Origin of the sequence: Pseudoprevotella muciniphila (assembly GCF_003265305.2) — a bacterium.
Taxonomy (GTDB): Bacteria; Bacteroidota; Bacteroidia; order Bacteroidales; family Bacteroidaceae; genus Alloprevotella; species Alloprevotella muciniphila.
Map to the genome: position 1 here is coordinate 296,017 of NZ_CP033459.1, position 23,611 is coordinate 319,627.

A 23,611-nucleotide genomic window follows, 5' to 3' on the forward strand; every position below is an offset into this window, starting at 1 on the left:
ACCCTGCTACCACCTGCGTTCTCCGTTCTTATGGTATTTCTTTTTCTTGTAGAAATTGATACCGGCATACACATTAAAGTAGGTTAAGGCATTAGTTACTGAATAGTTGGATTTGCCATAGTTGAAAAGATGGTTGACCACGGACGTACCGACATACCATCGGCTTGTGTTCCATACGAATCCTAACCTTGAAACGACATCTACATTCAGGTTACGAACGTCCATCCACATGTTCTTAGTAACAGTCTGGAGCGACTCGTTATGCGACTGCCCTTTAGTGTGTCTGTATCCGAGCGATGGCATTACGGATACAGCCAGAAGCAGATTACGGGCGCACACCCAGTTATAGCCATATCCAAAACTGATGTTGTAGTTTTGGTAGTCGTATCCCGTGTTCTTCAACTCATCCATCAGGTACTCGTCATTTTCTCCTCTGAGTTCAGGTGGTAGCAATTCATGATTGAACGTACACTTCTGTTTGTCGTATCTCAAGCCAAGCATCCACGAGCCGCAGCTTTTGCGCTGTATGGTGCTCTGACTGAATGCAGCGGGGTAGGAGAAATGTTTATGATTGAAAACATAGTAGAGGTTGAAACTCAGTGTGTTGTTGCGCATGCCATTGAATTTCACGCCCCTTACATTGGTCTTAAGAGAATCAAACCCACTGACATGGCCTATGGTGTAGTTGCCGTTGTTCTTTACATATACAAAATCAAATCCTATCCTTGAACTGTAAAGGCTCAGGGTGAATTCTGTCTGTTTGCCTGCCTTTTGCGGTCTTGCTACGTCGAAAGTATAACCCAAGAACAACCATCTCCAGCCAAAGTAAGGACCTATGCGGAATGCAGCAGTAGGATTGAGTTGTATGCTCTGTTTCCTGCCGTTATCGTTTCCCGCTCTTATATAGTAAGACTGGTAAACATTCGTGTTCTGGAGCATGAACGAATAGTTGTAGAAATTAGGTTCAATCCATGTCTCGTCGATGTCGTCGAATGTCTTTTCAAAATCTCTTTGCCATCCTTCTATAAACTCGTTGATTGACTTTCTGCGCTTTTTGGGTATTTTTTCGGGTATTGTGTCGCTTACTGTCAATGATTCTTTCGGATCAGAGAAAGATGCGACGCTGTTCTGATTGTTTTTATCGCCAACCAGACTGTCGCCACGTACATCCTGCCCATGCATTGTCAAAACACATGAGAAAAACACTGCAATCAGTGCAGCAACTGTCCTGATAGTGGCGATAGACATGTTTTTGTCAGAATTTACCAAGTATGCGGTCCATTACCCAGTTTGCCGATGTTGCACTTATGCAGTCGCAGGTGCAAATGGCTTTGCCTTGTAGGTGTCGGACAACTTTTTCTATAAGCGGACGCTGAACATAGCGTGGATTTTCAACTACTATTTCCTGTTTACCTTCAGACGTGAAGACTATTATAGGCTTGTAACTGAACACCGAGAACTCGAGGCTTCCTTTGTCGCCGATTATCTGTATAGAATCTTCTTTTGCCGATTCGTGCCCTACAAAGCACCATGAGCCAGATCCTGGAAGTCCGTCAGCGAATTTGAAACAGGCGCTTACCGTATCTTCCGTTTCATAAAGCCCGCCACGATTTGCTTTAAAGCCTTCGGCTTCTACTATCGGACCGAATATCTCCTGAAGAAGGTCTATCTGGTGCGGTGCGAGGTCGTAGAAATAACCTCCGCCTGCTATGTCGGGAATAACACGCCATGGAAGGTTCGTTCGGTTATAGTCCAGGTCGCGCGGTGGCACGGAAAAACGAATCTGTACATTGATGGCATTGCCAATCATGCCGTCTGCCACCATCGACTTCGCCTTTTGGAAATAGGGTAGTTCCCGTCGATAGTATGCCACAAAGCAAGGTATGTTTGTCTTCTCCGATATCCTGCAAACGCGCATACAGTCTTCATAATTTGCAGCCAATGGTTTCTCCACATAAACTGGTTTGCCGGATTTCATCGCCATAATGGCAAAGGTGGCATGAGTGGATGGTGGGGTTGCTATGTAAACGGCATTGACGTTAGGATCGTCGATGAGTCTCTGGGCATCATCATACCAACGTGGAATGTTGTGTCGCTCCGCATAAGATTTTGCCTTTTCTATCCTGCGACTCATCACGGCTACGACACTCGAACCTTCTATTTCGTTGAAAGCCGGTCCGCTCTTCCTTTCCGTTACTTCACCACAACCTATGAAGCCCCATTTCACTTTTGGCAATATTTCAGACATAAATGTGTCGTTTTTTTAAGTGTTTTCTAAATTCTCGTTTGTAAAAACTCTTGTATGGTTTTGAGGTAGAACAGAGTTAATACCTTGTTCGCGATGACAAAGACGTATTTCTATGCCATACTTATCATGGAGGTGTTCTGCTAAATGCTGAGCGCAATACACACTGCGGTGCTGACCGCCTGTACATCCGAATGAAAACATCAGGTTCGTAAATCCGCGCTTCATAAAGCACTCTACGTGATGGTCTGCGAGAGGATAAACCGATTTTAAGAAATCGAGTATTTCACCATCGTCTTCCAGGAATTTGATGACTGGTTCATCAAGACCTGTAATAGACTTGTATGGCTCGTATCTACCCGGATTATGTGTACTGCGACAGTCGAACACATAACCGCCGCCGTTGCCCGAGGAATCTTCGGGAATACCCTTCTTGTAACTGAAACTGAAAATTCGGACAACGAGGGGATTTTCCGTCTGATGTGCAAGCAACTCTTTTGCAAGAGGTTGCTTCTCCGCAGATTTTTGCGTTGTTTCCTTACGTTGCGACTTTTCCAGTGCTACCAATCTCTGTAACGTGTCGTACAGACACGGATATTCTGCCGAAGCGCCTTCTTTCAGACACTCATCGAGATTATCGATGGCTGCGGGAATACTGTCGAGGAAGTATTGCTTGTGCTCAAAATAGCCACGCAAGCCATAAGCACCGAGCACCTGAAGCGTGCGGAAAAGTACGAATTTTTTAAGTGTCTTCTTGAATATATCCTTGTCAGTGGGAATTAACTTGCCAAGTTCGTCAAGGTAGGCGTCAATCATCCTTTCTTTTAACTGACGCGGATAGCGTGATGATGCCTGCCATAGGAAACATACCAAATCGTATTGCAACGGTCCCTTTCTGCCGCCTTGATAGTCGATGAGGTAAGGTTTCCCATCCTTCATCATAACATTTCGCGCCTGGAAGTCACGATAGAGGAAATGCTGGGGCATTGTCTTTGAGAGGTGCTGTGAAAAAGTTTCAAAGTCCGCCTCCAAGGCTATTTCGTCGAAATGGAGGTCGCTGGGTTTCAGAAAGCAATATTTGAAATAGTTGAGGTCGAATTTGATTGATGTCGCATCAAACTGACGTGGCGTGAGACACTGGCTGTAGTCTAAGTCTTTGTGGTTTTCTATCTGTATGTGAGGGAGTAGTCTCACGGTTTTTTCGATTTCCGCGCAGTCTTCTTCAGTGTAGTGAAAACCGTTCTCACGCGCATTTTTAAGCAGGTCGTATAATGACGTGTGTCCCAGATCTTCCTGAATATAGCAATTCTCATCCTCGCTTACCGCTAAAATCTGAGGGGCGGGCAGTCCTTTTGCAGAGAGATGCCGGCTCAGGTAGATAAAACTATGATTTTCATCCCACGATGTCCCCACAACACCAATTGTGGATTTCCCCATGTCGTCATAAAGGCGATAGTATTTCCTGTTGCTACCTGCCTTGGGGAGAGGAGAGATGTGCTTGGGGTCAGCACCTTTCCAATCATTATAGAGTTGAATGAGTCGTTTCATGACAGTCTATTTCTTATTCCTCCAGATTTTGTTGATTTTCAATCTGATTGCGATAATATTGAAAACTGAAACTAATATGAATATTATTATACCCGCAATAATTGCGGTCAGTAAACTTTCTTTCACCATTTCCGGGAAAAGCGAGCCAATCATCTTCATATAGTAACCACGCACGGGCAATATCAGTAATATGGCAAGTATTAGCACCATTGCATTCATTCCTATAGTCAGCAACTGGTATGGCAGACTGACGCGCGATGGGCTATAGCCGATCAATAGCAAATTCTGAAGTTTTTCGCTGTTCTTCTGCACAAGCAGATATATGCTAAGCATGAGAATATAAAAAGACAGGGCGCTTATCAGCAAACCTATGAACAGTACAAGCGTGATAACGATTTTCAGGAAATACGTGGCTTTTGCTGCATCGAGTTTGTTGTCCTCAACCTCATAGCCATTCTGATTCATGTAAAGTGAAATGGCATCGTCGGTGGGGTTGTTTACTTTCAGAATAAGTCGGGTAGGTTCCGGTGTTTTTTCAGGTGCAAAAGTCTTGTTGCTCCATGTGATGAACTCCATCGGTACGAGAATCGTATTAAGGCGGCTACTAAAACCAATCACCTTGCCTTTCATTTCGCGTTCTTCTGTATCTCCTTTGATACGTATTTTCATCTCTATCATGCCTACAAGACCATTCGATACTTTAGGGAGACCTCTGCTTTGTGCAAAGCCGAAGTTATAGAGCGCAATGTACGTACTCGGAATGATGACCGGCACACTGTCGCTGCCTTCAGTGTATGACCAGTCGGCTTTCTTGTTGTCAACAAACTGGTCAGGCACCGCCTCGAAAAACATCTCCGTGCTCAATGCGTCCGACCCTTTCAGGCCCATAGTGGCATTTACTTTGTACTGCGATGAAGTAAACTCACCTGCGTCAACACAGAAGGACTGAGACCGAATGTCCTCTATTTCTCCTTTTTTGAAGGCGTTGTTGCTGCCTGAAAGAGATTTTACGGTACTGATGTGTTTTGAAATGACGATGAAATTGTCGTCGAAAGCATCGTCCATTGTAAAGAGAGGGACTACGTCCTTATAAAACTGTATGCCGAGCATGATGACCCACATGCCGAACAGGTTGGCAAGGAAGAAGCCTGCCAACTGAAATATGTTGATGTGCTGCCTGAGCAAGCGCCAGATTAGGGACATGAGTTATATGAATTATGGAATGTTCTGTTAATTCTGATAATTATTTATATCCTAAAGATGCAATACATGGTCGTAGTTGATTTCAACGTGTTTGCCAATGCTTGTAATTATCACACCTGCTCCTTGACGTTTCGCTTCTTCGAGCATAATGTCGCACATGATGTTGGAATTGCTGTCGTCGAGATGACTGATGGGTTCATCTGCGAGGATAAAATCGAAAGGCTGCACCAGCGCACGAATCATTGCTACGCGCTGTTGCTGACCAAAACTCATAATTCCCACCTTGCTGTTCCATTTCTCAATTATTCCAAGGCGTTCAAACCATTCCTTGATCTGACTTTCATCCTTGAAGCCTGTCAAGTTGTTCTTAATCTGTATGTTTTCGTATGCCGTAAGTTCCGGAAAGAGGCGTAGTTCCTGGAATACATGGCTCAGCGATGTCTGGCGAAGCGTAGTCCATTTGTTCACGCTGAATGAAGATATGTCTTCGCCGTCGAATTCTATCTTGCCCGAATAGTCATTCCGATAGCCAATGATGTAACTGCATAGTGATGATTTTCCTGTGCCCGACATGGCTTCCACAAGGTAGGTCTTGCCTTTCTCAAACGCAATATCCTTCTGCCATACATCGCTTTTTATGTCTGTACGGTCCTTGAAAACATTGGGTAGGGTATGGTGTAATGAAATCTTGTCCATAATTATTACTGATATGTTTCTACTTCTGTTTTTGCAGTTCTGTTCGTCGTGGCTTTGTATGTAATGCTCTTGATATTGCCAAAAAGTTTCACGAGGGTGGGGTGTTTCTCCTGCAATGCCTTGTTGTTCTGAAGCGGCAGGAAGTTGAGATGAAAATAGAACTTCAGACCTTTTGCCTGCTCTGAAATTTTCGCCCCATCAAATGCTGCTTCGGAAAGTTTTTTCTTCGACTCAATGACAACAGGTGAGCCTTCTTTCGTCTTCCCTGTGAGCAAACATGCTGCATGGAGATTTTCATCAATGTTTTCTATGCAGAAAGAATAGCCCCCTGTCATTTCTTTTATCTTTTGCTTGACATTCGTGCTGTCGTTGAAAGACGCAAAGAGCATCTGCATCGTATTGTCCTTGTTGATGATTTTTGAGAGTTGCCCGTATTCTGCATTTCCAGCCATGAAGAGCAAATTGTTACAGCCCACGCCTTCGGGTTCTACAGTTGAGATTTGTGTGTTCTTTTTTTCTGCAGTGTTCATTATGCGTAGAATATCTTCGTCTTCACTGGTGATGTTACAATCTGCCAACCATTTTCCGCCTTCATTCTTCGCGTTTGCATATATCAGCACTTTTTCTGCTTCACAGGTGTCAGGAATACACATTTTGAAAGGCAGGTTGTATGGCATGGGAATGACTTCAAGTTTTGAAAACAGGCGAATATCTCCATCTGAAGCCATCATCTGTTTGTAGCGGTCAGTATGCCCAAACCCTTCGTCTGCCGATGCATCGAGCATTATCGACAATGTCCGCCTGATATGTGCCTGATCTTCAATCGTGCTCGGACCAAGTGCCAGAAAAACATCATCAGTCCAACACAACTGCCAGGCGTCGCCAAACCACAGCCACTGCGCACCATCACCTTTTTCTATTTTCTGATTCGGAAAAGACTGTGCCACTTTGTCTTTATTATCCACCTTAATCGCCATGCCGTAGTATTCGTTCGGTGTAATAAATACATAGGATGGCTCTGTGAAGTCCAGGCCTTCCACATTGAGATTTACGATGTCTCTCATCAGTTGCTGAAGCGCTTCACCAGTTTCTTCATTCGAGGGTGTTATCACGACGACAGCCTTCGATTTGGCAGGTATATGGTCGATGACATCCTTATTGCGTATCAACAAAAAAGCAAGAAGCCCCGCAACTATTGCTGCAAGGACAATGCAAATAACTGTTATATACTTCTTTTTCTTTGTCATTGGCTTATTCTTTTCTTCATCCACATCATGAAAACTGCAGCCACTCCTGCTGTTTCCGTGCGCAAACGGCTCTCACCGAGACTGACACTTCTGAATCCAGCCTTATTTGCAAGTTCCACCTCTTCGAGTGTGAAATCGCCTTCAGGCCCTATAAGGACCAACGATGGCACGTCTGGCGACACTACGTCGTATAAGAAAGGGCTTGGTGTACTGCCGCCTTCGGAAATCAAAGAACCGCTGCCATTTCCATAGCAGTGAGCAATGAATTTTTCGCCATCAAATTGTTGATTTATGAACGACTTAAATGCAGTGATGTCATGAATTTCGGGTTTGAAAGCCTTGTGGCTTTGCTTCATGGCAGAAATTGCGGTCTTGTTGATGCGTTCCGTCTTTATGACACGTCGGTCGGAGTTGGTACTATCTAAAAATGTAAGACTGTCAAAGCCTATTTCCGTACACTTTTCTGTCATCCACTCCATTCTGTCCATCATTTTTGTCGGAGCAACAGCGAGATGCACTCCACTATACCATGAAGGCTCCACTTCTGTTCGTTCGTTTATTTCAATTTGACATGATTTCTTGTTGCACGATACGATGTTTGCTGAAAACAATTTTCCTCTGCCGTCTGTTACCTTTATCTCATCACCAACTCCCATGCGCAGCACACGTATGGCATGTGCTGCTTCTTCATCAGGCAAGGAAAGTGTTTCCTCAATATCGGGAGAATAGAACAGGTGTATTTCTTTCAAATCTTCTGATTGCTTGTAATGTTGATGATTCAGTTTGACGACTCCAGATGCAAATCTTTCCTGCGTGCTATTTCGTCGCGGAGCAGACTTGCCAATTCAAAGTTGTCTTCCTTAACAGCCATTTGAAGTGCATCGCCGAGCAACTTGTCGGTCATGGAACTGATGGGGAAAGACACCTGTCCTTCGGTTCCTGTCTGTCGGTTTGCCAGACGGCTAAATACAATTTCCGGCAACCGTAATGGCACATCTTCAGACAACGAGGCTGTCACACCGGTCGCTAAGTCCGTCTCGAGAGTTTTTGTGGTTATGCCATTTTGGCAAAGTATCAATGTGGAAACCATGCTTCCGCCAGTAGGTGGCTGATGAAGGATTACATAGTCCAACTTTATGTCAAATACAGACGCAATTTCTTTGGCTAAGTTGTTTTTGGGCTTATTTCCGCGGAACACACTGCGAAGCATGACAAAAGTCTCCTTGTCTATCAAGACAGGAATGCAGCGGTTACCATCCTTTTCTTTAAGAATCAAGATGAATACATCCTCGAATTTCATCCCTCGAGTAAGACCGATGGGTACTATGTCAACGAAATCTTCTTTCATGCCTGTTGTCATTCTTGATGCAAATTTAATAAGTGAAATGCAATATCTAAAACTTTTGCATGTAATAATTCTCGTTAAAATTGTTTAATATTTCAATGTTGTAGGATTTGATTAAATTTTTTGCATATAAATCACGTATTATATCTCATATTCACTGAATAATTGGTCAAACCATATTTATTTCCTATCTTCGCATCAGAAAAAGGTTAAATAAAATGTTTAAAATGAGGTTATATATCGTTATAGCAGCCTTCTTTGCCGTGTTGCATCTTGATGCTCAACAGAGTCAGGACTATCTGATGTATATAGAGCAATATAAGGATGCAGCGGTAGAACAGATGGAGAAACATGGCGTTCCTGCCAGCATAACGTTGGCGCAAGGCATTCTGGAGAGTGCCGCAGGCAAGAGCATGCTGGCAGTTAAGGCAAACAACCACTTCGGAATTAAGACAGGCGGCACTTGGAATGGTCCATACGTTTGTAAAGACGATGATGAAAAACAGGAGAAGTTCAGAAAATATGGTTCTGTACAGGAATCTTACGAAGATCACTCCGTGTTTCTTAAGAAACCCAGATATGCATCGCTTTTCAAACTCGAAAAGACGGACTACAGAGGTTGGGCAAACGGACTGAAAATGGCTGGCTATGCCACTAATCCTCAATATGCCAACAAACTGATAAACCTCATTGAAACATACGAACTATGGCGTTACGACTCAAAAGACGGGAGAACATCACATCATCTGGCTCAGCATGAAGAAAAGCCCCGTCATCACGTCAGGAGCCATCAACCCAAGCCGCGACAGGAAGTCAAGCATGTTGTTCGTGTTGCAGAGCCTTCTTCGAATGTAATGAAACGCTGCAATGGTGTCTATTATGTTGTGGCAGGAGAGGGTGATACGTATGCATCAATATCTGAAAAATGGAAGGTCAGTGAAAAGCATTTAAGAAGATACAACGATGTTGACGAAAGTTACAGATTAACAAAAGGCGACGTGGTTTTCCTGCAGAAGAAAAAAATGTCTGCAAGCGAGACATCAAAAAGTGATTTCCACAAAGTATTGGCAGGCGAATCGCTCTATTCTATCTCACAAAAATATGGCATCCAACTTAAAGCCCTATACAAAAAGAATCAGTTGAAGCGAAACTATATGATAAAAGTGGGCGATTTTTTGAAAATAAGGTAATGAAATTGTAAAAATGAGTTAAAAAAATAACTTTTTTGCGTTTTTTTTGAAAACTCGATTTTACTTTTCGGTGTTAAAACTATCTTTGCATATAGAAGCAATTGCAAAATTTCAGAAAACTAAAACAAACAGAAATATGAAAAGATCATTATTTATCTTGTTGGCAGCAGGTTTTGGAACACTTGCCAACTATGCGCAGGACGATGACATCTATTTCGTTCCTTCGCAAGACAGCGAAAGTGCTGAAGTAAGCCGTTCGTACAACTATGACGACGGTTCGTCCTATACAGACATCGACGAAAGCGAGTCCTTCAGCGATTACGACAACTGGGCGGAAGGACGTACCGACTACAGAGATGTGGACGAGTACAACCGCAGGGGTAACACCAAGTTCTACTCAGAATATTCGGCTGTTGACACCACAAAGACAGGCGACGACGTGTATGATAACGATTTTGACGAAACATGCACCAGTCGTCTTGTGCGTTTCCACTCACCACGCATTGGTGTTTACGTAAGCAGTCCTTACTACGGCTACTACGGATGCTTTGACCCATGGTATGACTGGTACGATCCTTGGTACTACAGCGGATGGTATGGCTATCGTTGGTATCGTCCTTGGGGATGGTACAGCAGTTGGTATGGCTGGAGTCGTCCATATTACGGCTGGTATGGCTATAGAGGCCGTCCTTACGCCGGATATCGTGGCAGACCGGGTTATCGCGGTGGCTATACTGGTCCGCGCAGCGGATGGGGACGTGGCAATGGTCGCACATATCGTGGCGGATTTGCAGGACGCAGAGAAGCGTATAACGGCAGAACTCTCGGTAACCCTTCATCACGTATGAGCGGACGCCCATCAGCAAGACAAGGTGCCCCAAGCTCACCTTCCAACAGAGGCTTTGGATCTCAGAGAACCGCGCCATCACGCAGCTATAGCTCACCAAGCCGCTCAGGAAGCTTCAGCAGCGGACGCTCAGGAGGTTTTGGCGGTGGTGCTCGTTCAGGTGGCTTCGGCGGTGGCGGCGGAAGGTCCATGGGAGGACATGGCGGTCGCAGATAATAATTGAATAATATTGAATATAGTGTTCTTGCAGTTCGCTGCAAGAACACTATAAAAACTAAAACTAAAACTTAAACTAAAACTTAAACTTAAACAAACTAAACTATACATAATATTATGAAATTAAGACTCCTCACATTATCAGGTGCGCTTCTCGCCTTGATGCCTGTCATAGCACAGGACGTATATGAAGTTGAGTCCTTGTCAAGTCAGGACCTGAATGGTACAGCGAGATATGTAGGTATGGGTGGTGCCATGAATGCTCTTGGTGCCGACCTTTCAACGATTGGTTCCAACCCGGCAGGTATCGGTATGTACCGCCGCAACGATGTGGCTGTTACAGGTAGCATAACTTCACAGCCCAACGGTGAGAAATTCCTTGACATCAACAAGGCGCGCACATCTTTCGACCAGGCTGGTATCGTTTTCAAGACCAACCTTGGTGGCAGCAGCCTAAAGTACATCAATTTTGGCTTTAACTATCAGAAGCGAAATAACTTCAAGAAGTATATAAACGTAGAGGGATCTACTGGTGGTGCTTCACAAATGGATGAACTGACCGCTCTTGCACCATACGACAACTATCCTTATCTGCTTGATGCTGCATACGATGCAGGTGCATTTAATATAATAAACAATGGCGCTGCTGGCGAAGTTGTTTATACTCCTTCTTACAATGCCACAAACAACAAGATGAAGAAAGCACAGTGGGGTTATGTTTCTCAGTATGACTTCAACGTGTCAATGAACTTCAATCATCAAGTTTATGTGGGTGTAACTATGGGTGTTTATGACGTTGACAAACATAGCGGAACTGATTATTGGGAAGGCAATGCTGCAGACCCGAATATCGGCTACTATATGAACAACGACGAGCGCCTCACCGGTACTGGATTTGATGTAAAAGCAGGTGTGATTGTTCGTCCGATAAAGGACAATCCTTTCCGTTTTGGTCTCTCTGTTGCTACACCGATCTGGTATGACCTGACATACGACGGCAATGCCTATGCAGAATACACAAACGATAATTGGGCAACAAACGGGGCAGGCGAAAAGTATTCAGCGCCTTTCGATTATAAGATACGTACACCCTGGAAATTTAACGTCAGTGCCGCTACAACTATAGGAAAGATTGCTGCCATCGATGCAGAATACGAATACAGCGACTATAGTACGGCAAACGTAAGTTATCCTGATGGTTGGGATAGATGGAACAATGTGAAAGATCAATACCTCAAAGAAGAAATCAAGCACAACCTGAAAGGAGTAAGTACAGTAAGAGTGGGTGCTGAAGTGAACTTCCTGCCTAATTGCTTCGTACGCGCAGGTTATAACTACGTTTCTTCACCTTTCGAGGACAATGCTTCGAGAAATCTTAACATTGACGGCCCCGCACCTACAGGTGCTGTAGGAACAGAATATGTCAACCTCGGTGCCATCAACCGTCTGACGGTTGGTCTTGGCTATCGTGTGAAGGGTTTCTACATGGACGCTGCATATCAATACCAGAATCAGGAAGGCAAGGTATATGGTTTCCAGTCAGCCAACCTGCCGGAACAGAAGTTTGCCCTCAATCGCAACAATTTCATGCTGACATTGGGTTATAAATTCTAAGCCATAAGCCTAATACTTATAATTGCCAACTGCATTCGTAAATGTGGTTGGCAATTATTTGTTAAGGGGTTTTTATAAATTTGGATTTAGTCCCAATCGTTTCAAATCAACTTCTTCTGTCCTTTATTCTTTGTAAACGAACTGTGTTGTATCGCGTGTTTCGGACAAACATGGTAACAGGCAGAGCAATCGGCACAATGGTGTAGCCATTTGGGAATGCCTTCATCGGTCATTCTGACATTCTGAACCGGGCAAATGTCTGCGCATCTGTTGCAATGAATACAGGCCTTTGTATCTACCTTGAATCTTTTATCACCCGTAAGGCAATGATTGAACAAAGGCCGCAAGATATAACTCTTTATCCTTGGAAAACCTCCACGAACGACGTCTATAACTTCTTTACTATCCTTCAACCGCTCTGCAATAACCTGCAAACGAATGTGCGCATTTTCCATTTTCTTGGAAACAACATCCTGGCTGTCTGTATCAAAACCCGGCAAAGCAACATAAGTGTTTGGCATCTGTAGCGAATGACAAGAATTCATCCTGCTATTCCGTTTACTGAAAAAATTGCGTAGTTCTACATCAGTCATGCCTATATCGTCACCACAAGTGAGAACAATGTCTATCTTTTGTGGCAGTTCGGCTGTTATAAGATATTGTTTCACCCATCTGGGCACACCCCATGCATAAACAGGAATAACGAGTATTTTGACTTTGATAAAGTCATCTGATGCCACGGATGTGATGTTGACCACTTCCTGCTCTAAAAGAACTCCCAATTTCTGAGCGACCCACTTGCTGTTACCCGTGCCCGAAAAAAACGCAATCATTTCAAAGCCGAAAAAAATACTTATTATCGTAATTGACTTTGATATACAAAACAATCGTTGAACACACGTTTAAGTCCTTCCTGCTTATGCCTGAAAAGTGCATAAACTGTGCTGCCGCTTCCACTCATGGAAGCGTATGTTGCCCCCATGTCGTATAAAGTTGACTTTATTGCTGCAATCTCAGGATGGAGGGCAAATACGCTTGTTTCAAAGACGTTTCTTATCATGTCCTTCCAACTGTCAACCGGTAATTGCACGGCTTCTCTCAAGTCTATATCGCTCTTGTCCGGTTTTATTCCGGAATAAGCCTCCCGAGTAGAAACAAAAGTCTTTGGCTTGATAAGCACCAATACCCAGCCTTTGAGTGAAAAGTCTATGGGTGTCAGCATATCACCTATACCTGTTGCAAAGGCAGGTGTTTTTTTTACGAAGAAGGGACAGTCTGCGCCAAAGTTGGACAATCGCTCTTCCATTTCTGCATCAGAGAGTCCGATGTTGAACATCTCGTTCAATAATTTCATCATTTCTGCAGCATCACTACTGCCACCTCCTAAGCCTGCACCCATAGGAATGTGTTTGTCAAGATAGATGTTTACAGAAGGCAAGCCGAACTCTTCTCGAAGAGATTTATACACTTTCACTATCAGATTGTCTTCAGATTTGCCTTCTATCTTATAACCAGCCGTTTCCAAGACATACTCGCGTGAATCATCTATGGGGTCAACTTGCAGTGTGTCGCAGAGCGGGATAGGGTAGAAGATGGTTTCAAGGTTGTGGTAACCGTCATCTTTTTTGGCTGTAACGTAAAGACCGATATTTATTTTTGCCATTGCGTAGCGAGTGTGGCTTTCATTATTCAGTGGCATAGTTGAAACATTTAATATTATCTTTTTGCAAATTTACAATAATAATGAATACGACAAGTCGGTCTGTAACGAAAAATCGCTGCGAAAGTTCGCAGCGATTGGGAAGATTATCAGATTGACTTTTACGTCAAACTACTTCTTCTTGGGAGCAGCCTTAGCCGTTGGTTTCTTTGCTGCTGGTTTTGCGGCAGCCTTCTTTGCGTCAACCTTCTTTGCGGCAGGTTTCTTCGGCTCTTCCTTCTTTGCTACAGGTTTTGCGACAGCCTTCTTTGCAATAGCCTTCTTTGCGACAGATTTCTTCGGCTCTTCCTTCTTTGCTACAGGTTTTGCGACAGCCTTCTTTGCTGCAGATTTCTTTGGGGCAGGTTTCTTTTCTGCCTCTTTAGTTTCCTGTTTCTCAACCTGATTGCCTGTCATTTCTTCCAGATGTGCCAGGAAATGCTGCAATTTTTCAATTTCTTTTTCCTTCATCTCAAGTTCTTCTTCCTGATTGCGAATAGTTGTCAGGAGAGAATTGAGTTCTTCGTTTTCGTATTCCGGATAAAGGTTGTTCACACGGCTTACGAAGTCGCCAAGTATGTTCATGTAGTTTGTGAAAGCATCGTATGGCGAATCATAAATACCTCTGTATCCACCATAACTGTTGGCTTTTGTGCTCATGAAGCGGAAATTGTTCGATGCCTGCAGGTAGTCGTAATCTTGCTTCAGACGCTTGTCGTTGCATATTGCTACACGTTCTGCTACACTATACAGTTTTTCGAGCGCTTCGCGTTGCATATCGTTGCCAAGCCATGGAGAAAGGTCTCGCTCTTCGTCAACCCAAGATGTTGGGTAGTTCACATCGAGTTCACCTGCACTCTTCATCTTAGCGCAAATTTCCGATGGTGTGCTGAACACAACACCGCGCTCTTTGAGTTGAGCCGGAAGAGCCTTCATGAATTCGAGGATATTAGAAGACAATGGTTGGAAGATGCCAAGTGCACAAAGTTCCATAAAGATGTTTACGACTTGTTCTTCTGCCGGCAGATTTGCAATCCATTGAGCATAATTGTCTGCAAAGAGCGGATATTCGCTCCAGGTAGAGTCGTTGAAGCGATAACTGATGTCTTCAGAGAGACTGTAATCACGCAACAACAGTTTCAGTTTCGGATTTCTGTTGCAGTGGTAAACGAAGTGTGGACTCTTCCAGCCAAGGACGTGTTTTGCACCTTCTGCAAGCATACCCTTGAAGCCCATGTCGGCAACGAGTTCTCCGATCTCATCGCTATAGATCAGGCAAGAGTTGCGGAACACCTTCGGTGTCTGACCGAACAGGGATTTTACTTTCTTGCAGACACGTGTTACCTCTTCCTTGAAACAGTCATGGTTCGTTAGCGATGAGAAGCCATGGCTGTACGGTTCAGCAAGGAACTCTACTGTGCTCTTTTCGTTAAGTTCCTGCAGGAGGTCAATCACCTGAGGTGCATAGCGTTCCAGAAGTTCTATGGCACAACCTGAAAGTGATATGGCGCATTTGAAATAACTGCCATACTGTTCTGCCATTTCAATAAGTGCTTTCAGCGCGGGCACGTATGAACGGTCGGCTGTTTCCTGAATTGAGCGTTCATTCTCGTAGTCGTCATAGTAGTAATGATCCGTGCCGATGTCGAAAAAACGATAACGTTTCAGATGAATATTCTGGTGAATTTCAAAATATAAACAAACGGTTTTCATCTATTTCGTATTTTTATAATTATTATTTCTTTTTGTTGTTCTGTTCTTGCATCATTTCCAACCCAGGCATTCCTTATAGCAGTTGTAGATGCGTTCGCCCACCTTTTCCCATGTTATTTGGTCAACCTCCTTACGTCCTTCTTCTTTAAGGTAGTGGTGGTACGAATGGTATGTGCATAGCGCATATATTGCGTCAGCCATGGCATCGATGTCCCAATAATCAGTCTTGACACAATTTGTCAGAATTTCTGCACATCCGCTCTGTTTACTGATGATGCTTGGTACACCGCATTGCATGGCTTCAAGGGGCGAGATGCCGAAAGGTTCACTGACTGATGGCATGACGTAAACGTAACTTTCCCTGAATGCTTCATACACCTGATGCCCTTTCATGAAGCCAGGGAAATGGAATCTGTCAGCAATACCTTTCTTGGCTACGAGGTCAATCATTTCGTCCATCTTGTCGCCGGAACCTGCCATGCAGAAACGTATGCCTTTGGTACGATTGAGCACCTTGGCGGCAGCCTCAACAAAGTATTCCGGTCCCTTCTGCATTGTGATACGTCCGAGGAAGGTAACAACTTTGTCGCGTTGTTCAGCATTCTCTATAGGAATGTCAACGAATTTCTTGATTTCCGGGTCTAAGGGATATACGGCATTGTGCATTGCCACGCATTTAGCCGGGTCTTGATGATAGTGATTGATAACAGTCTGACGAGTCAGTTCACTCACACACATGATGCAGTCTGCGTGGTCCATACCATCTTTCTCTATGCTGTAAACAGTGGGATTGACATTACCGCGACTACGGTCGAAATCTGTGGCATGTACGTGAATTACCAAAGGTTTGCCTGAGATAGACTTAGCATGGATGCCTGCTGGATAAGTAAGCCAATCGTGTGCATGGATGATGTCATATTCCTGCTGACGTGCTATTACACCTGCAACGATTGAATAATTGTTGATTTCTTCGTGTAGGTTTTGAGGATATTTTCCTGAGAACTCGATACAGCCAAGGTCGTCAGTCATCCTGTAACTGAAATCTGCGTAGATATGATCCCTGAGTGCATAGTATTGTTCCGGTGTCATCTTGTCGCCTATGCGTTCTTTCACATAGTCATAACTTACATCTTTCCAAACAATAGGCGTTTGGCTCATTCCGATGATGTTCATGAACGATTTGTCCTCATCGCCCCATGGACGGGGTATGCAGAAAGTAATCTCCATGTCTTGCTGTGCGGAAAGGCCTTTTGTTATGCCGTAACTTGCGGTTCCGAGACCTCCCAAAATATGAGGTGGAAATTCCCATCCGAACATTAATACTTTCATATCGTGTATATGTATTATGCGTTACTGATTATTCTGATACTTATCAAGCATTCTGATGGCTCTCAGGATGCCGCTTACATTCATGGCAAGTGATACAGCACCGCGTCCGTGGAATGGAGGATTGCCGTCGAACAGTTCTGGTATCGTGCCAAGACTGTGGTAGAACAATTCTTCTTCGAATCCTATAAGTTGGCGTTCAATATAGTTAACGCCGCTCATCTTATATACACGAAGATATGCTTCAAGATAGAAACCCGTCAGCCAAGGCCATGCAGTGCCCTGATGGTAGGCCAAGTCTCTTTGAGTCTGTGAACCTGTGTAGAGCGGATTATAACCACCGCTCTTTGGCGACAGGCTTCTGATGCCCTTTGGAGTTACCAACTCCTTTGTACAAATATCAAGAACACGCTTTCGTTCATGTATGTCGAGTGGGCAGAAGTCGAGCGCGATACCCAATAATTGGTTGGGGCGTACGCTCCAGTCTGCCATCTGTCCGTCAACGAAGTCGAAGAGATAGCCATATTCGTTCAGGAATACGTCTTTGAACGATTTTCCGACCTTTTCTGCGAGTTCTTTTGTCTTCTTTGCCATGTTTTTTTCTTCAGTCTTTCCATTTTCTGACAGAAGTTGATCGATAAAACAAAGGTCATTATACCATAGCGCATTGAACTCTACAATGTAACCCGAACGTGGAACGATGGGGCGGCCATCAATGGTAGAATTCATCCATGTTACCGGTTTGTCGTGACCATTAGTGTACAGGAGACCGTTAGAATGCATGAATAAATTCTCGTGTTTCCCATCATAGATGAACTGTGCTATGCGTTTGAGCAAGACGCCATATTTTTCGTAACATTCTTTCCTGCCGACATGTTTGCTGTATTGCTGAATACACCACATTGCCCACAACAGCACGTCGGGCTGGTCCATTTCGTAAATATCGACACTGATGTCGCGCCTTTCGAGGAAATCATCCAACGCTTTAGTGGCGGTGTCCATATATTGCTCAAAACGTTCACGTTCGCCGATAGAGAGCGTTAATCCTGGTAATGACATGAATGTGTCGCGGGCACGTGCCTTGAACCAGTGGAAACCTGCCATCATGTATAATTCGCCGTCTTTTTCAACACGGAATTGGTGCGCTGCATTGACCAGACAATGTACGAAACTGTCGTGGTGGTCCAACGTCGCCATTTCGCCGGACATGCTAATTTCTAAAAGTTTCGCGTCAGCCTCTGTCGTACCTGCAGAGAATACGATGCTCTCGCCTTTCTTCAGTTCTGTTTCGAAATAGCCGGGAACCAGCGCGTCTTCTACGTCGCCATAACCACGCTCAGCTTCTTTCGGATATTCAAGTCCGAGATACCAGTTGGGGTCGTATTTGAATTCACAAGGTCTGTCTGTTTGCATGTAGAGGTCGGGATAACCTTCATAGAGCCGCATAGAGATGCCTTGATCGACTGGTGTAAAACCTGTGTTTGCTGCGTTGTTGGCATGTGTCCAGGCTCTGACACTTCTGAATGAAAGCATAGGCTTCAGGCGAAGTAAGGTCTTGGAGTGAGCGTCAACAAGAGTGTAGCGAATCAAAATCTGGAATTTCTTTTGGCGACGGAATACTATTTCCTTTTTCAGAATGACGCCACCAACCCGGTATGTCCATGTCGGAACCTTGTCCCAATCAAAACTCATAATGTATTTATGGCCCTTAGGACTGTAGTGCCCGCCTTGATAACGATGAAGGCCAAGATTGAATTCTGCTCCGTGCTGGATAACTGTCTCATCCAGCGCAGAGAGCAATACATGGTTCTCATCGTCGATTTCGGGTACGGGGACTACCAACAGGCCATGATACTTTCGAATGTTGCAACCAACCAATGTGGTTGAGCAGTAGGCACCTTGCCGATTTGTAATCAGCAACTCTTTGAACAAACTGTCCTGAAGATTAGCCATCTGCGTCTTGTCAAAGTGTAAGTATGGCATAGAAAGTGGTTTATAGTTTTTGATGTTAATTATTATAAGGGCAACCTAATATAAAGGTTAATCTAAACTATATAATTTTCATGGTGTGATATTTCAAATATTTAACTTTGTTACAAAATTATATCATTATTTCCAATTTGCAAAATTTAAATGGCAATTTTATGCTTTAGCATATTATATCAACCCAACTTAAACTCAACGCAAGAAATAAGGTTAAAGTTCTCTTTTTACAATGTTTTTAAACTCAATATTACAAATCTTGTTTACAAACTAAAAATCATTTGGTTTTGTGTTTACTCATCTGCATATTGTTTGGTCTGTTTGGCGCTTTTATGTAATTTTGCGCAACAAAAATTGATGTGAAATGGCTTAAATGGAGATTTTAAAATTCCATGTAAAGCACCGCTATATTATTATTAATGAATTCAAAACTCATTCATGCTGACTTTGTTTTTGAAACAAGCTGGGAAGTTTGCAATAAAGTTGGTGGAATATACACAGTTCTTTCTTCTATTGCCAAGACACTTGAGCAAAGGCACAAGAACAACGTCTGCTTCGTTGGACCAGACATTTGGAAAGATGACGCATGTCCTTATTTTAAGGAAAGCAAAACACTGCACAAAGATTGGGTGAAGGCCGCAGCAGATGGTGGCCTTAAAATTCGTGTAGGACACTGGCTGGTGCCTGGCAAACCGCTTGCAGTATTGGTTGATTTCAAAACATATTACAACATTAAGGACCAACTTTATGGTCTTGCCTGGGAATACTTCAAAGTGGACTCACTTCATTCCTACGGTGATTACGATGAAGCATCCATGTTCTCTTATGCAGCAGGGCGCTTTGCAGAAATCATTATACGTGAATTCCTTTCAGAAAAGAAACATATAGTCTATCAGGCGCACGAATGGATGAGCGGACTGGGGATGATGTTCCTCAAGAAGAATCTGCCACAAGTTGCAACTGTTTTCACAACACATGCCACAAGCATAGGAAGAAGCATTACGAGCAACAACAAGAATCTCTACGAGTATTTCGAAGGCTACAATGGCGACCAAATGGCTTTGGAACTCAACATGGAAGCCAAGCATAGTGTTGAAAAACAAAGTGCGCATCGCGCGGACTGTTTTACCACTGTCAGTTCTTTTACAAATAAAGAATGCATCCAGTTGTTGGAGAAAGCCGCTGATGTGGTTATTCCAAACGGATTTGAAAATGATTTTGTACCTGTAGGTGCAGAATTAACAAAAACAAGAAAAAAGGCAAGGACAGCGATTATAAATGCAGCCGAGGCTTTGACTGCGAGCAAAATTGAAGATGATGTCCTGATTGTCAGCACGAGTGGCAGGAACGATTTCCGATGCAAGGGCTTTGACGTATATATTGATGCACTTTCTGAACTAAACAGCCAACTGAAAGGTATCCAAAACGCAAAAAAGACCATGGTGCTTGCTCTTGTGGAAGTACCTGCATGGTGTGCAGGTGCCAGAGAGGATTTGGCGGAAAGGTTAAAGACCAAAGATACATACTCCGAGCCTTTGAATGAACCTAATCTAACTCATTGGCTTCACAATCCGTATGAAGACAGGATATTGAACATGATAAAGGCGCTTGGACTGAACAACGAGCCCAACGACCCAGTAAAAGTTGTTTTCATACCGTGCTACCTCGAAGGCAACGATGGCATCTTTAATATGTCATATTATGACCTGCTTACAGCAAACGACCTGTGTGTGTACCCTTCATATTATGAGCCATGGGGATATACTCCGCTCGAAAGTTGCGCATTCAGCATACCTTGCATCACCACTGACCTGAGTGGTTTCGGTCAGTGGGTTAATGAGACCAAAGGCCATGATTGCACATTAAACGAAGGTGTTGCCGTGCTTCATAGAGACGACAATAATTATTTCAAGGTTTCTGCAGATATCAGTCTCGCCATAATGGCATACAGCGAATTAACACCACGTCAAAGAAGCAACATCCGCAAAAAAGCCGCTGCAATAGCAAATCAAGCCCAATGGAGCACCTTTGCAGACAACTATATGCAAGCGTTCCATTTTGCATTGCAAAAGGCACAAAGTCAACAATAAATTACAAAAAACGAAAACAATATATAAAACGCATAACACATGAAAGTAAGAATCTGTAATGCTAATTATCCTAATTGGATAACGCTGAACGTCAAGTCGCATCTGCCTGAAAAGTTGATTAAACTTGACGAACTTGCACGTAATCTTTGGAGTGTATGGAATCAGCCTGCAAAGGAACTTTTCCGCAGTCTTGACCCGGAACTTTACAAAGAAGTTGACCACAATCCGATGGAATTGCTCTATCGTATGGATTACGATAAATTGGAAGAACTTGCCGATGACCCAGAAGTTATTGGAAGAATGGAGAAGGTGTATAAGGAATTCAAGAGTTACATGTCTGTAAAACCCAATACAGATCGCCCTTCCGTTGCATATTTCTGCATGGAATATGGTATGCACCATACACTGAAAATCTATTCTGGCGGTTTGGGTATTTTGGCTGGCGACTACATGAAAGAAGCATCTGACAGTAATGTTAACATGTGCGGAATAGGTTTCCTATACAGGTATGGTTATTTCACACAGTCATTATCACTCGATGGTCAGCAAATAGCCAATTACGAGCCACAGGATTTTGACCGTCTGCCAATTGACAAGGTCCTTGACGAACATGGTAACCAAATTATGGTAGATGTTCCATTCCCAGGTCGTGATGTGCATGCTGGATTATGGGTTGCACATGTGGGTCGTGTTGAACTTTATCTGCTTGATACCGATAACCAATTCAATGCAGATGCCGACCGCACTATCACACACTCACTCTATGGTGGTGATTGGGAAAACAGAATTAAGCAAGAGTTTCTTCTAGGTATCGGTGGTGTGCTCGCTCTTAAGCGTTTGGGCATAACAAAAGATATCTATCATTGTAACGAAGGACATGCAGCGCTGTGTAATGTGCAACGTCTTGTTGACTATGTAGAAGAAGGGCTTAATTTTAACGAAGCATTAGAGCTTGTCCGCGCTTCTTCGCTCTATACGGTACACACACCTGTACCAGCCGGTCACGATTATTTTGATGAAAACCTGTTCGGAAGATATATGGGTGGTTATCCATCACGTCTTGGAATTACCTGGGACGAATTTATCGGACTTGGAAGGACTAATCCCGAAGACAAGAACGAAAAATTCTGTATGTCAACATTCTGCTGCAAGACTTGTCAGGAAGTGAATGGTGTAAGTTATCTGCACCAAAACGTAAGCCGCGACATGTTCCAGCACATCTGGAAGGGCTATTTCCCACAGGAGAGTCATGTAGGTTACGTTACAAACGGTGTACACTTCCCAACATGGTGCGCCTTTGAATGGAAAACGGTATATAAAAAGTATTTCGACAAAACTTTCATGTCCGACCAAAGTAATGCAAATATTTGGGAGGCCATTTACAATGTGCCAGACAAGGTGGTTTGGGAAACCCGTACTGCCCTCAAGGAAAAACTCGTACGCTTCATCCGCGCACGTTTCCGTGAGTCATGGCTCAAAAATCAAGGCGATCCTTCTCGCGTAGTTTCTCTGCTCGAGAAAATCAATCCAAATGCTCTGACTATTGGTTTCGCACGAAGATTTGCTACATATAAGCGTGCGCACCTGCTCTTCACCGACTTAGACAGACTTTCCAAGATAGTTAACAACCCCAACTATCCGGTTCAGTTTATCTTTGCAGGTAAAGCACACCCGGCAGATGGGGCAGGGCAGGGGCTTATAAAGAAAATATTCGAGATTTCACAGCGCCCTGAATTTATCGGAAAGATACTCTTCCTCGAGAACTATGACATACAACTTGCCCGCCGTCTGGTGAGTGGTGTGGATATCTGGATGAATACACCGACACGTCCACTCGAAGCCAGCGGAACAAGCGGTGAGAAAGCACTTATGAATGGTGTTGTCAACTTCAGTGTACTCGACGGATGGTGGTATGAAGGCTATCGTGAAGGCGCTGGTTGGGCACTGACAGAAAAGCGCACCTACGACAATCAGGAGTATCAAGACCGTCTCGATGCCAGCACCATCTATTCTATGCTTGAGCAGGAAATCATTCCGCTTTACTATGCCCGCAATGCACAAGGCTATAGCGAAAATTGGGTAAGAGTTGTAAAGAATTCAATCGCAAAGATTGCACCTCACTACACGATGAAACGCCAATTGGATGACTACTACGAGAAGTTCTATGGTCCTTTGGCAGAGCACATGAAAGTGCTTTCTGCAGACAACAATCGTAAGGCAAAAGAACTCGCTGCATGGAAAGAAAATGTTGCAGAGAAATGGGACGCAATTCGCATTGTATCAAGCGAAAAGAGTGAGAACATCTCAAGCAATGATGTAATCAGTGGAAAACAATTTACTGTGTCCTACGTCATAGACGAAGCAGGCTTAGACGATGCTATCGGTGTTGACCTTGTAATTATGAGCACCATCGACGGAAATGAGCACTTCTATAAGGCTTGTCCTATGGAATTAGTGAAACGCGAAGGAAATCTCTATACATTCAAGATTTCTATGGCAATGGATCTTGCAGGCACGTTTAAGGTTGCATACAGAATGTACCCCAAGCATTCACTCCTTACTCACAGACAAGACTTCTGCTATGTTCGCTGGTTCTATTGATACAAGCGTATTGTAACAACATTCTAACAAACAAAGAAGTTGACCTCA

General features: G+C 43.7%; 18 protein-coding genes. 5 read left to right on the forward strand and 13 right to left on the reverse strand.

Going from position 1 to position 23,611, the window contains the following annotated elements; translation table 11 throughout:
• Positions 1–6 precede the first annotated feature (6 nt).
• From C7Y71_RS01230 to C7Y71_RS01265, 8 genes are read right to left on the reverse strand one after another with little or no spacing between them, the layout of a single operon-like run.
• Entirely contained in the window at positions 7–1,248 is a 1,242-nt protein-coding gene (locus C7Y71_RS01230) for a DUF4421 domain-containing protein (protein ID WP_146739362.1), read from the reverse strand.
• A 7-nt stretch (positions 1,249–1,255) separates the two neighbouring features.
• On the reverse strand, positions 1,256–2,248 hold the full coding sequence (locus C7Y71_RS01235; protein WP_111897865.1) for a Gfo/Idh/MocA family protein: 993 nt from the start codon (positions 2,246–2,248) through the stop codon (positions 1,256–1,258).
• 15 nt (positions 2,249–2,263) lie between these two features.
• Positions 2,264–3,793, reverse strand: a complete 1,530-nt coding sequence (locus C7Y71_RS01240; protein WP_111897864.1) for a RapZ C-terminal domain-containing protein — start codon at positions 3,791–3,793, stop codon at positions 2,264–2,266.
• A gap of 6 nt (positions 3,794–3,799) precedes the next feature.
• On the reverse strand, positions 3,800–4,996 hold the full coding sequence (locus tag C7Y71_RS01245) for an ABC transporter permease (protein WP_111897863.1): 1,197 nt from the start codon (positions 4,994–4,996) through the stop codon (positions 3,800–3,802).
• Positions 4,997–5,047: 51 nt separating this feature from the next.
• Positions 5,048–5,692, reverse strand: a complete 645-nt coding sequence (locus tag C7Y71_RS01250; protein WP_111897862.1) for an ATP-binding cassette domain-containing protein — start codon at positions 5,690–5,692, stop codon at positions 5,048–5,050.
• A 5-nt stretch (positions 5,693–5,697) separates the two neighbouring features.
• A complete protein-coding gene (locus C7Y71_RS01255; protein WP_111897861.1) occupies positions 5,698–6,939 on the reverse strand; it encodes a DUF4836 family protein in 1,242 nt (413 codons plus the stop codon).
• Positions 6,936–7,679, reverse strand: coding sequence for a 16S rRNA (uracil(1498)-N(3))-methyltransferase (locus C7Y71_RS01260; protein ID WP_111897933.1), 744 nt, complete (start codon positions 7,677–7,679; stop codon positions 6,936–6,938). Before C7Y71_RS01260 ends, C7Y71_RS01255 begins: the two co-directional genes overlap by 4 nt.
• A 38-nt stretch (positions 7,680–7,717) precedes the next feature.
• Complete coding sequence (locus C7Y71_RS01265) at positions 7,718–8,287, reverse strand: hypothetical protein (protein ID WP_146739361.1); 570 nt, start codon at positions 8,285–8,287, stop codon at positions 7,718–7,720.
• Between the two features lie 224 nt (positions 8,288–8,511).
• Between C7Y71_RS01265 and C7Y71_RS01270 the strand changes: the two genes are divergently transcribed.
• The 3 genes from C7Y71_RS01270 (at position 8,512) to C7Y71_RS01280 (ending at position 12,151) form a co-directional block, all read left to right on the forward strand.
• The gene (locus tag C7Y71_RS01270) at positions 8,512–9,474 is read left to right on the forward strand and encodes a glucosaminidase domain-containing protein (RefSeq protein ID WP_226943507.1); all 963 of its coding nucleotides are present in this window, start codon (positions 8,512–8,514) and stop codon (positions 9,472–9,474) included.
• A gap of 136 nt (positions 9,475–9,610) precedes the next feature.
• Entirely contained in the window at positions 9,611–10,537 is a 927-nt protein-coding gene (locus C7Y71_RS01275) for a hypothetical protein (protein WP_146739360.1), read from the forward strand.
• 117 nt (positions 10,538–10,654) lie between these two features.
• Positions 10,655–12,151: an OmpP1/FadL family transporter gene (locus C7Y71_RS01280; RefSeq protein ID WP_146739359.1), complete on the forward strand. Its 1,497-nt coding sequence runs from the start codon at positions 10,655–10,657 to the stop codon at positions 12,149–12,151.
• Positions 12,152–12,252: 101 nt separating this feature from the next.
• Here C7Y71_RS01280 and C7Y71_RS01285 read toward each other — a convergent pair whose 3' ends face one another.
• The 5 genes from C7Y71_RS01285 to C7Y71_RS01305 all read right to left on the reverse strand — a co-directional run bounded on the left by C7Y71_RS01285 (position 12,253) and on the right by C7Y71_RS01305 (position 18,872).
• Entirely contained in the window at positions 12,253–12,984 is a 732-nt protein-coding gene (locus C7Y71_RS01285; RefSeq protein WP_111897856.1) for an EFR1 family ferrodoxin, read from the reverse strand.
• Between the two features lie 23 nt (positions 12,985–13,007).
• Positions 13,008–13,850 (reverse strand): 4-(cytidine 5'-diphospho)-2-C-methyl-D-erythritol kinase, encoded by an 843-nt coding sequence (ispE, locus tag C7Y71_RS01290; RefSeq protein WP_262883956.1) that lies wholly within the window; start codon positions 13,848–13,850, stop codon positions 13,008–13,010.
• 132 nt (positions 13,851–13,982) lie between these two features.
• Positions 13,983–15,563: a glycoside hydrolase family 57 protein gene (locus C7Y71_RS01295; RefSeq protein WP_111897855.1), complete on the reverse strand. Its 1,581-nt coding sequence runs from the start codon at positions 15,561–15,563 to the stop codon at positions 13,983–13,985.
• 51 nt (positions 15,564–15,614) lie between these two features.
• Positions 15,615–16,892 (reverse strand): glycosyltransferase family 4 protein, encoded by a 1,278-nt coding sequence (locus tag C7Y71_RS01300; RefSeq protein ID WP_111897854.1) that lies wholly within the window; start codon positions 16,890–16,892, stop codon positions 15,615–15,617.
• A 21-nt stretch (positions 16,893–16,913) separates the two neighbouring features.
• Entirely contained in the window at positions 16,914–18,872 is a 1,959-nt protein-coding gene (locus C7Y71_RS01305; RefSeq protein ID WP_111897853.1) for a glycogen debranching enzyme N-terminal domain-containing protein, read from the reverse strand.
• Between the two features lie 419 nt (positions 18,873–19,291).
• Between C7Y71_RS01305 and C7Y71_RS01310 the strand changes: the two genes are divergently transcribed.
• Together C7Y71_RS01310 and glgP are read left to right on the forward strand one after the other, a co-directional pair.
• Entirely contained in the window at positions 19,292–20,962 is a 1,671-nt protein-coding gene (locus tag C7Y71_RS01310) for a glycogen/starch synthase (RefSeq protein ID WP_111897852.1), read from the forward strand.
• A gap of 39 nt (positions 20,963–21,001) precedes the next feature.
• Entirely contained in the window at positions 21,002–23,563 is a 2,562-nt protein-coding gene (glgP, locus tag C7Y71_RS01315) for an alpha-glucan family phosphorylase (RefSeq protein WP_111897851.1), read from the forward strand.
• Positions 23,564–23,611 lie beyond the last annotated feature (48 nt).

Coding starts and splice junctions, on each gene's coding strand:
- C7Y71_RS01300 (WP_111897854.1), bottom strand. CDS start 16,892: ATGAAAGTATTAATGTTCGGATGGGAATTTCCACCTCATATTTTGGGA.
- C7Y71_RS01240 (WP_111897864.1), bottom strand. CDS start 3,793: ATGAAACGACTCATTCAACTCTATAATGATTGGAAAGGTGCTGACCCC.
- C7Y71_RS01280 (WP_146739359.1), top strand. CDS start 10,655: ATGAAATTAAGACTCCTCACATTATCAGGTGCGCTTCTCGCCTTGATG.
- ispE (WP_262883956.1), bottom strand. CDS start 13,850: ATGCCACTGAATAATGAAAGCCACACTCGCTACGCAATGGCAAAAATA.
- C7Y71_RS01310 (WP_111897852.1), top strand. CDS start 19,292: ATGAATTCAAAACTCATTCATGCTGACTTTGTTTTTGAAACAAGCTGG.
- C7Y71_RS01270 (WP_226943507.1), top strand. CDS start 8,512: ATGAGGTTATATATCGTTATAGCAGCCTTCTTTGCCGTGTTGCATCTT.
- C7Y71_RS01235 (WP_111897865.1), bottom strand. CDS start 2,248: ATGTCTGAAATATTGCCAAAAGTGAAATGGGGCTTCATAGGTTGTGGT.
- C7Y71_RS01285 (WP_111897856.1), bottom strand. CDS start 12,984: ATGATTGCGTTTTTTTCGGGCACGGGTAACAGCAAGTGGGTCGCTCAG.
- C7Y71_RS01250 (WP_111897862.1), bottom strand. CDS start 5,692: ATGGACAAGATTTCATTACACCATACCCTACCCAATGTTTTCAAGGAC.
- glgP (WP_111897851.1), top strand. CDS start 21,002: ATGAAAGTAAGAATCTGTAATGCTAATTATCCTAATTGGATAACGCTG.
- C7Y71_RS01295 (WP_111897855.1), bottom strand. CDS start 15,563: ATGAAAACCGTTTGTTTATATTTTGAAATTCACCAGAATATTCATCTG.
- C7Y71_RS01255 (WP_111897861.1), bottom strand. CDS start 6,939: ATGACAAAGAAAAAGAAGTATATAACAGTTATTTGCATTGTCCTTGCA.
- C7Y71_RS01275 (WP_146739360.1), top strand. CDS start 9,611: ATGAAAAGATCATTATTTATCTTGTTGGCAGCAGGTTTTGGAACACTT.
- C7Y71_RS01245 (WP_111897863.1), bottom strand. CDS start 4,996: ATGTCCCTAATCTGGCGCTTGCTCAGGCAGCACATCAACATATTTCAG.
- C7Y71_RS01265 (WP_146739361.1), bottom strand. CDS start 8,287: ATGAAAGAAGATTTCGTTGACATAGTACCCATCGGTCTTACTCGAGGG.
- C7Y71_RS01230 (WP_146739362.1), bottom strand. CDS start 1,248: ATGTCTATCGCCACTATCAGGACAGTTGCTGCACTGATTGCAGTGTTT.
- C7Y71_RS01305 (WP_111897853.1), bottom strand. CDS start 18,872: ATGCCATACTTACACTTTGACAAGACGCAGATGGCTAATCTTCAGGAC.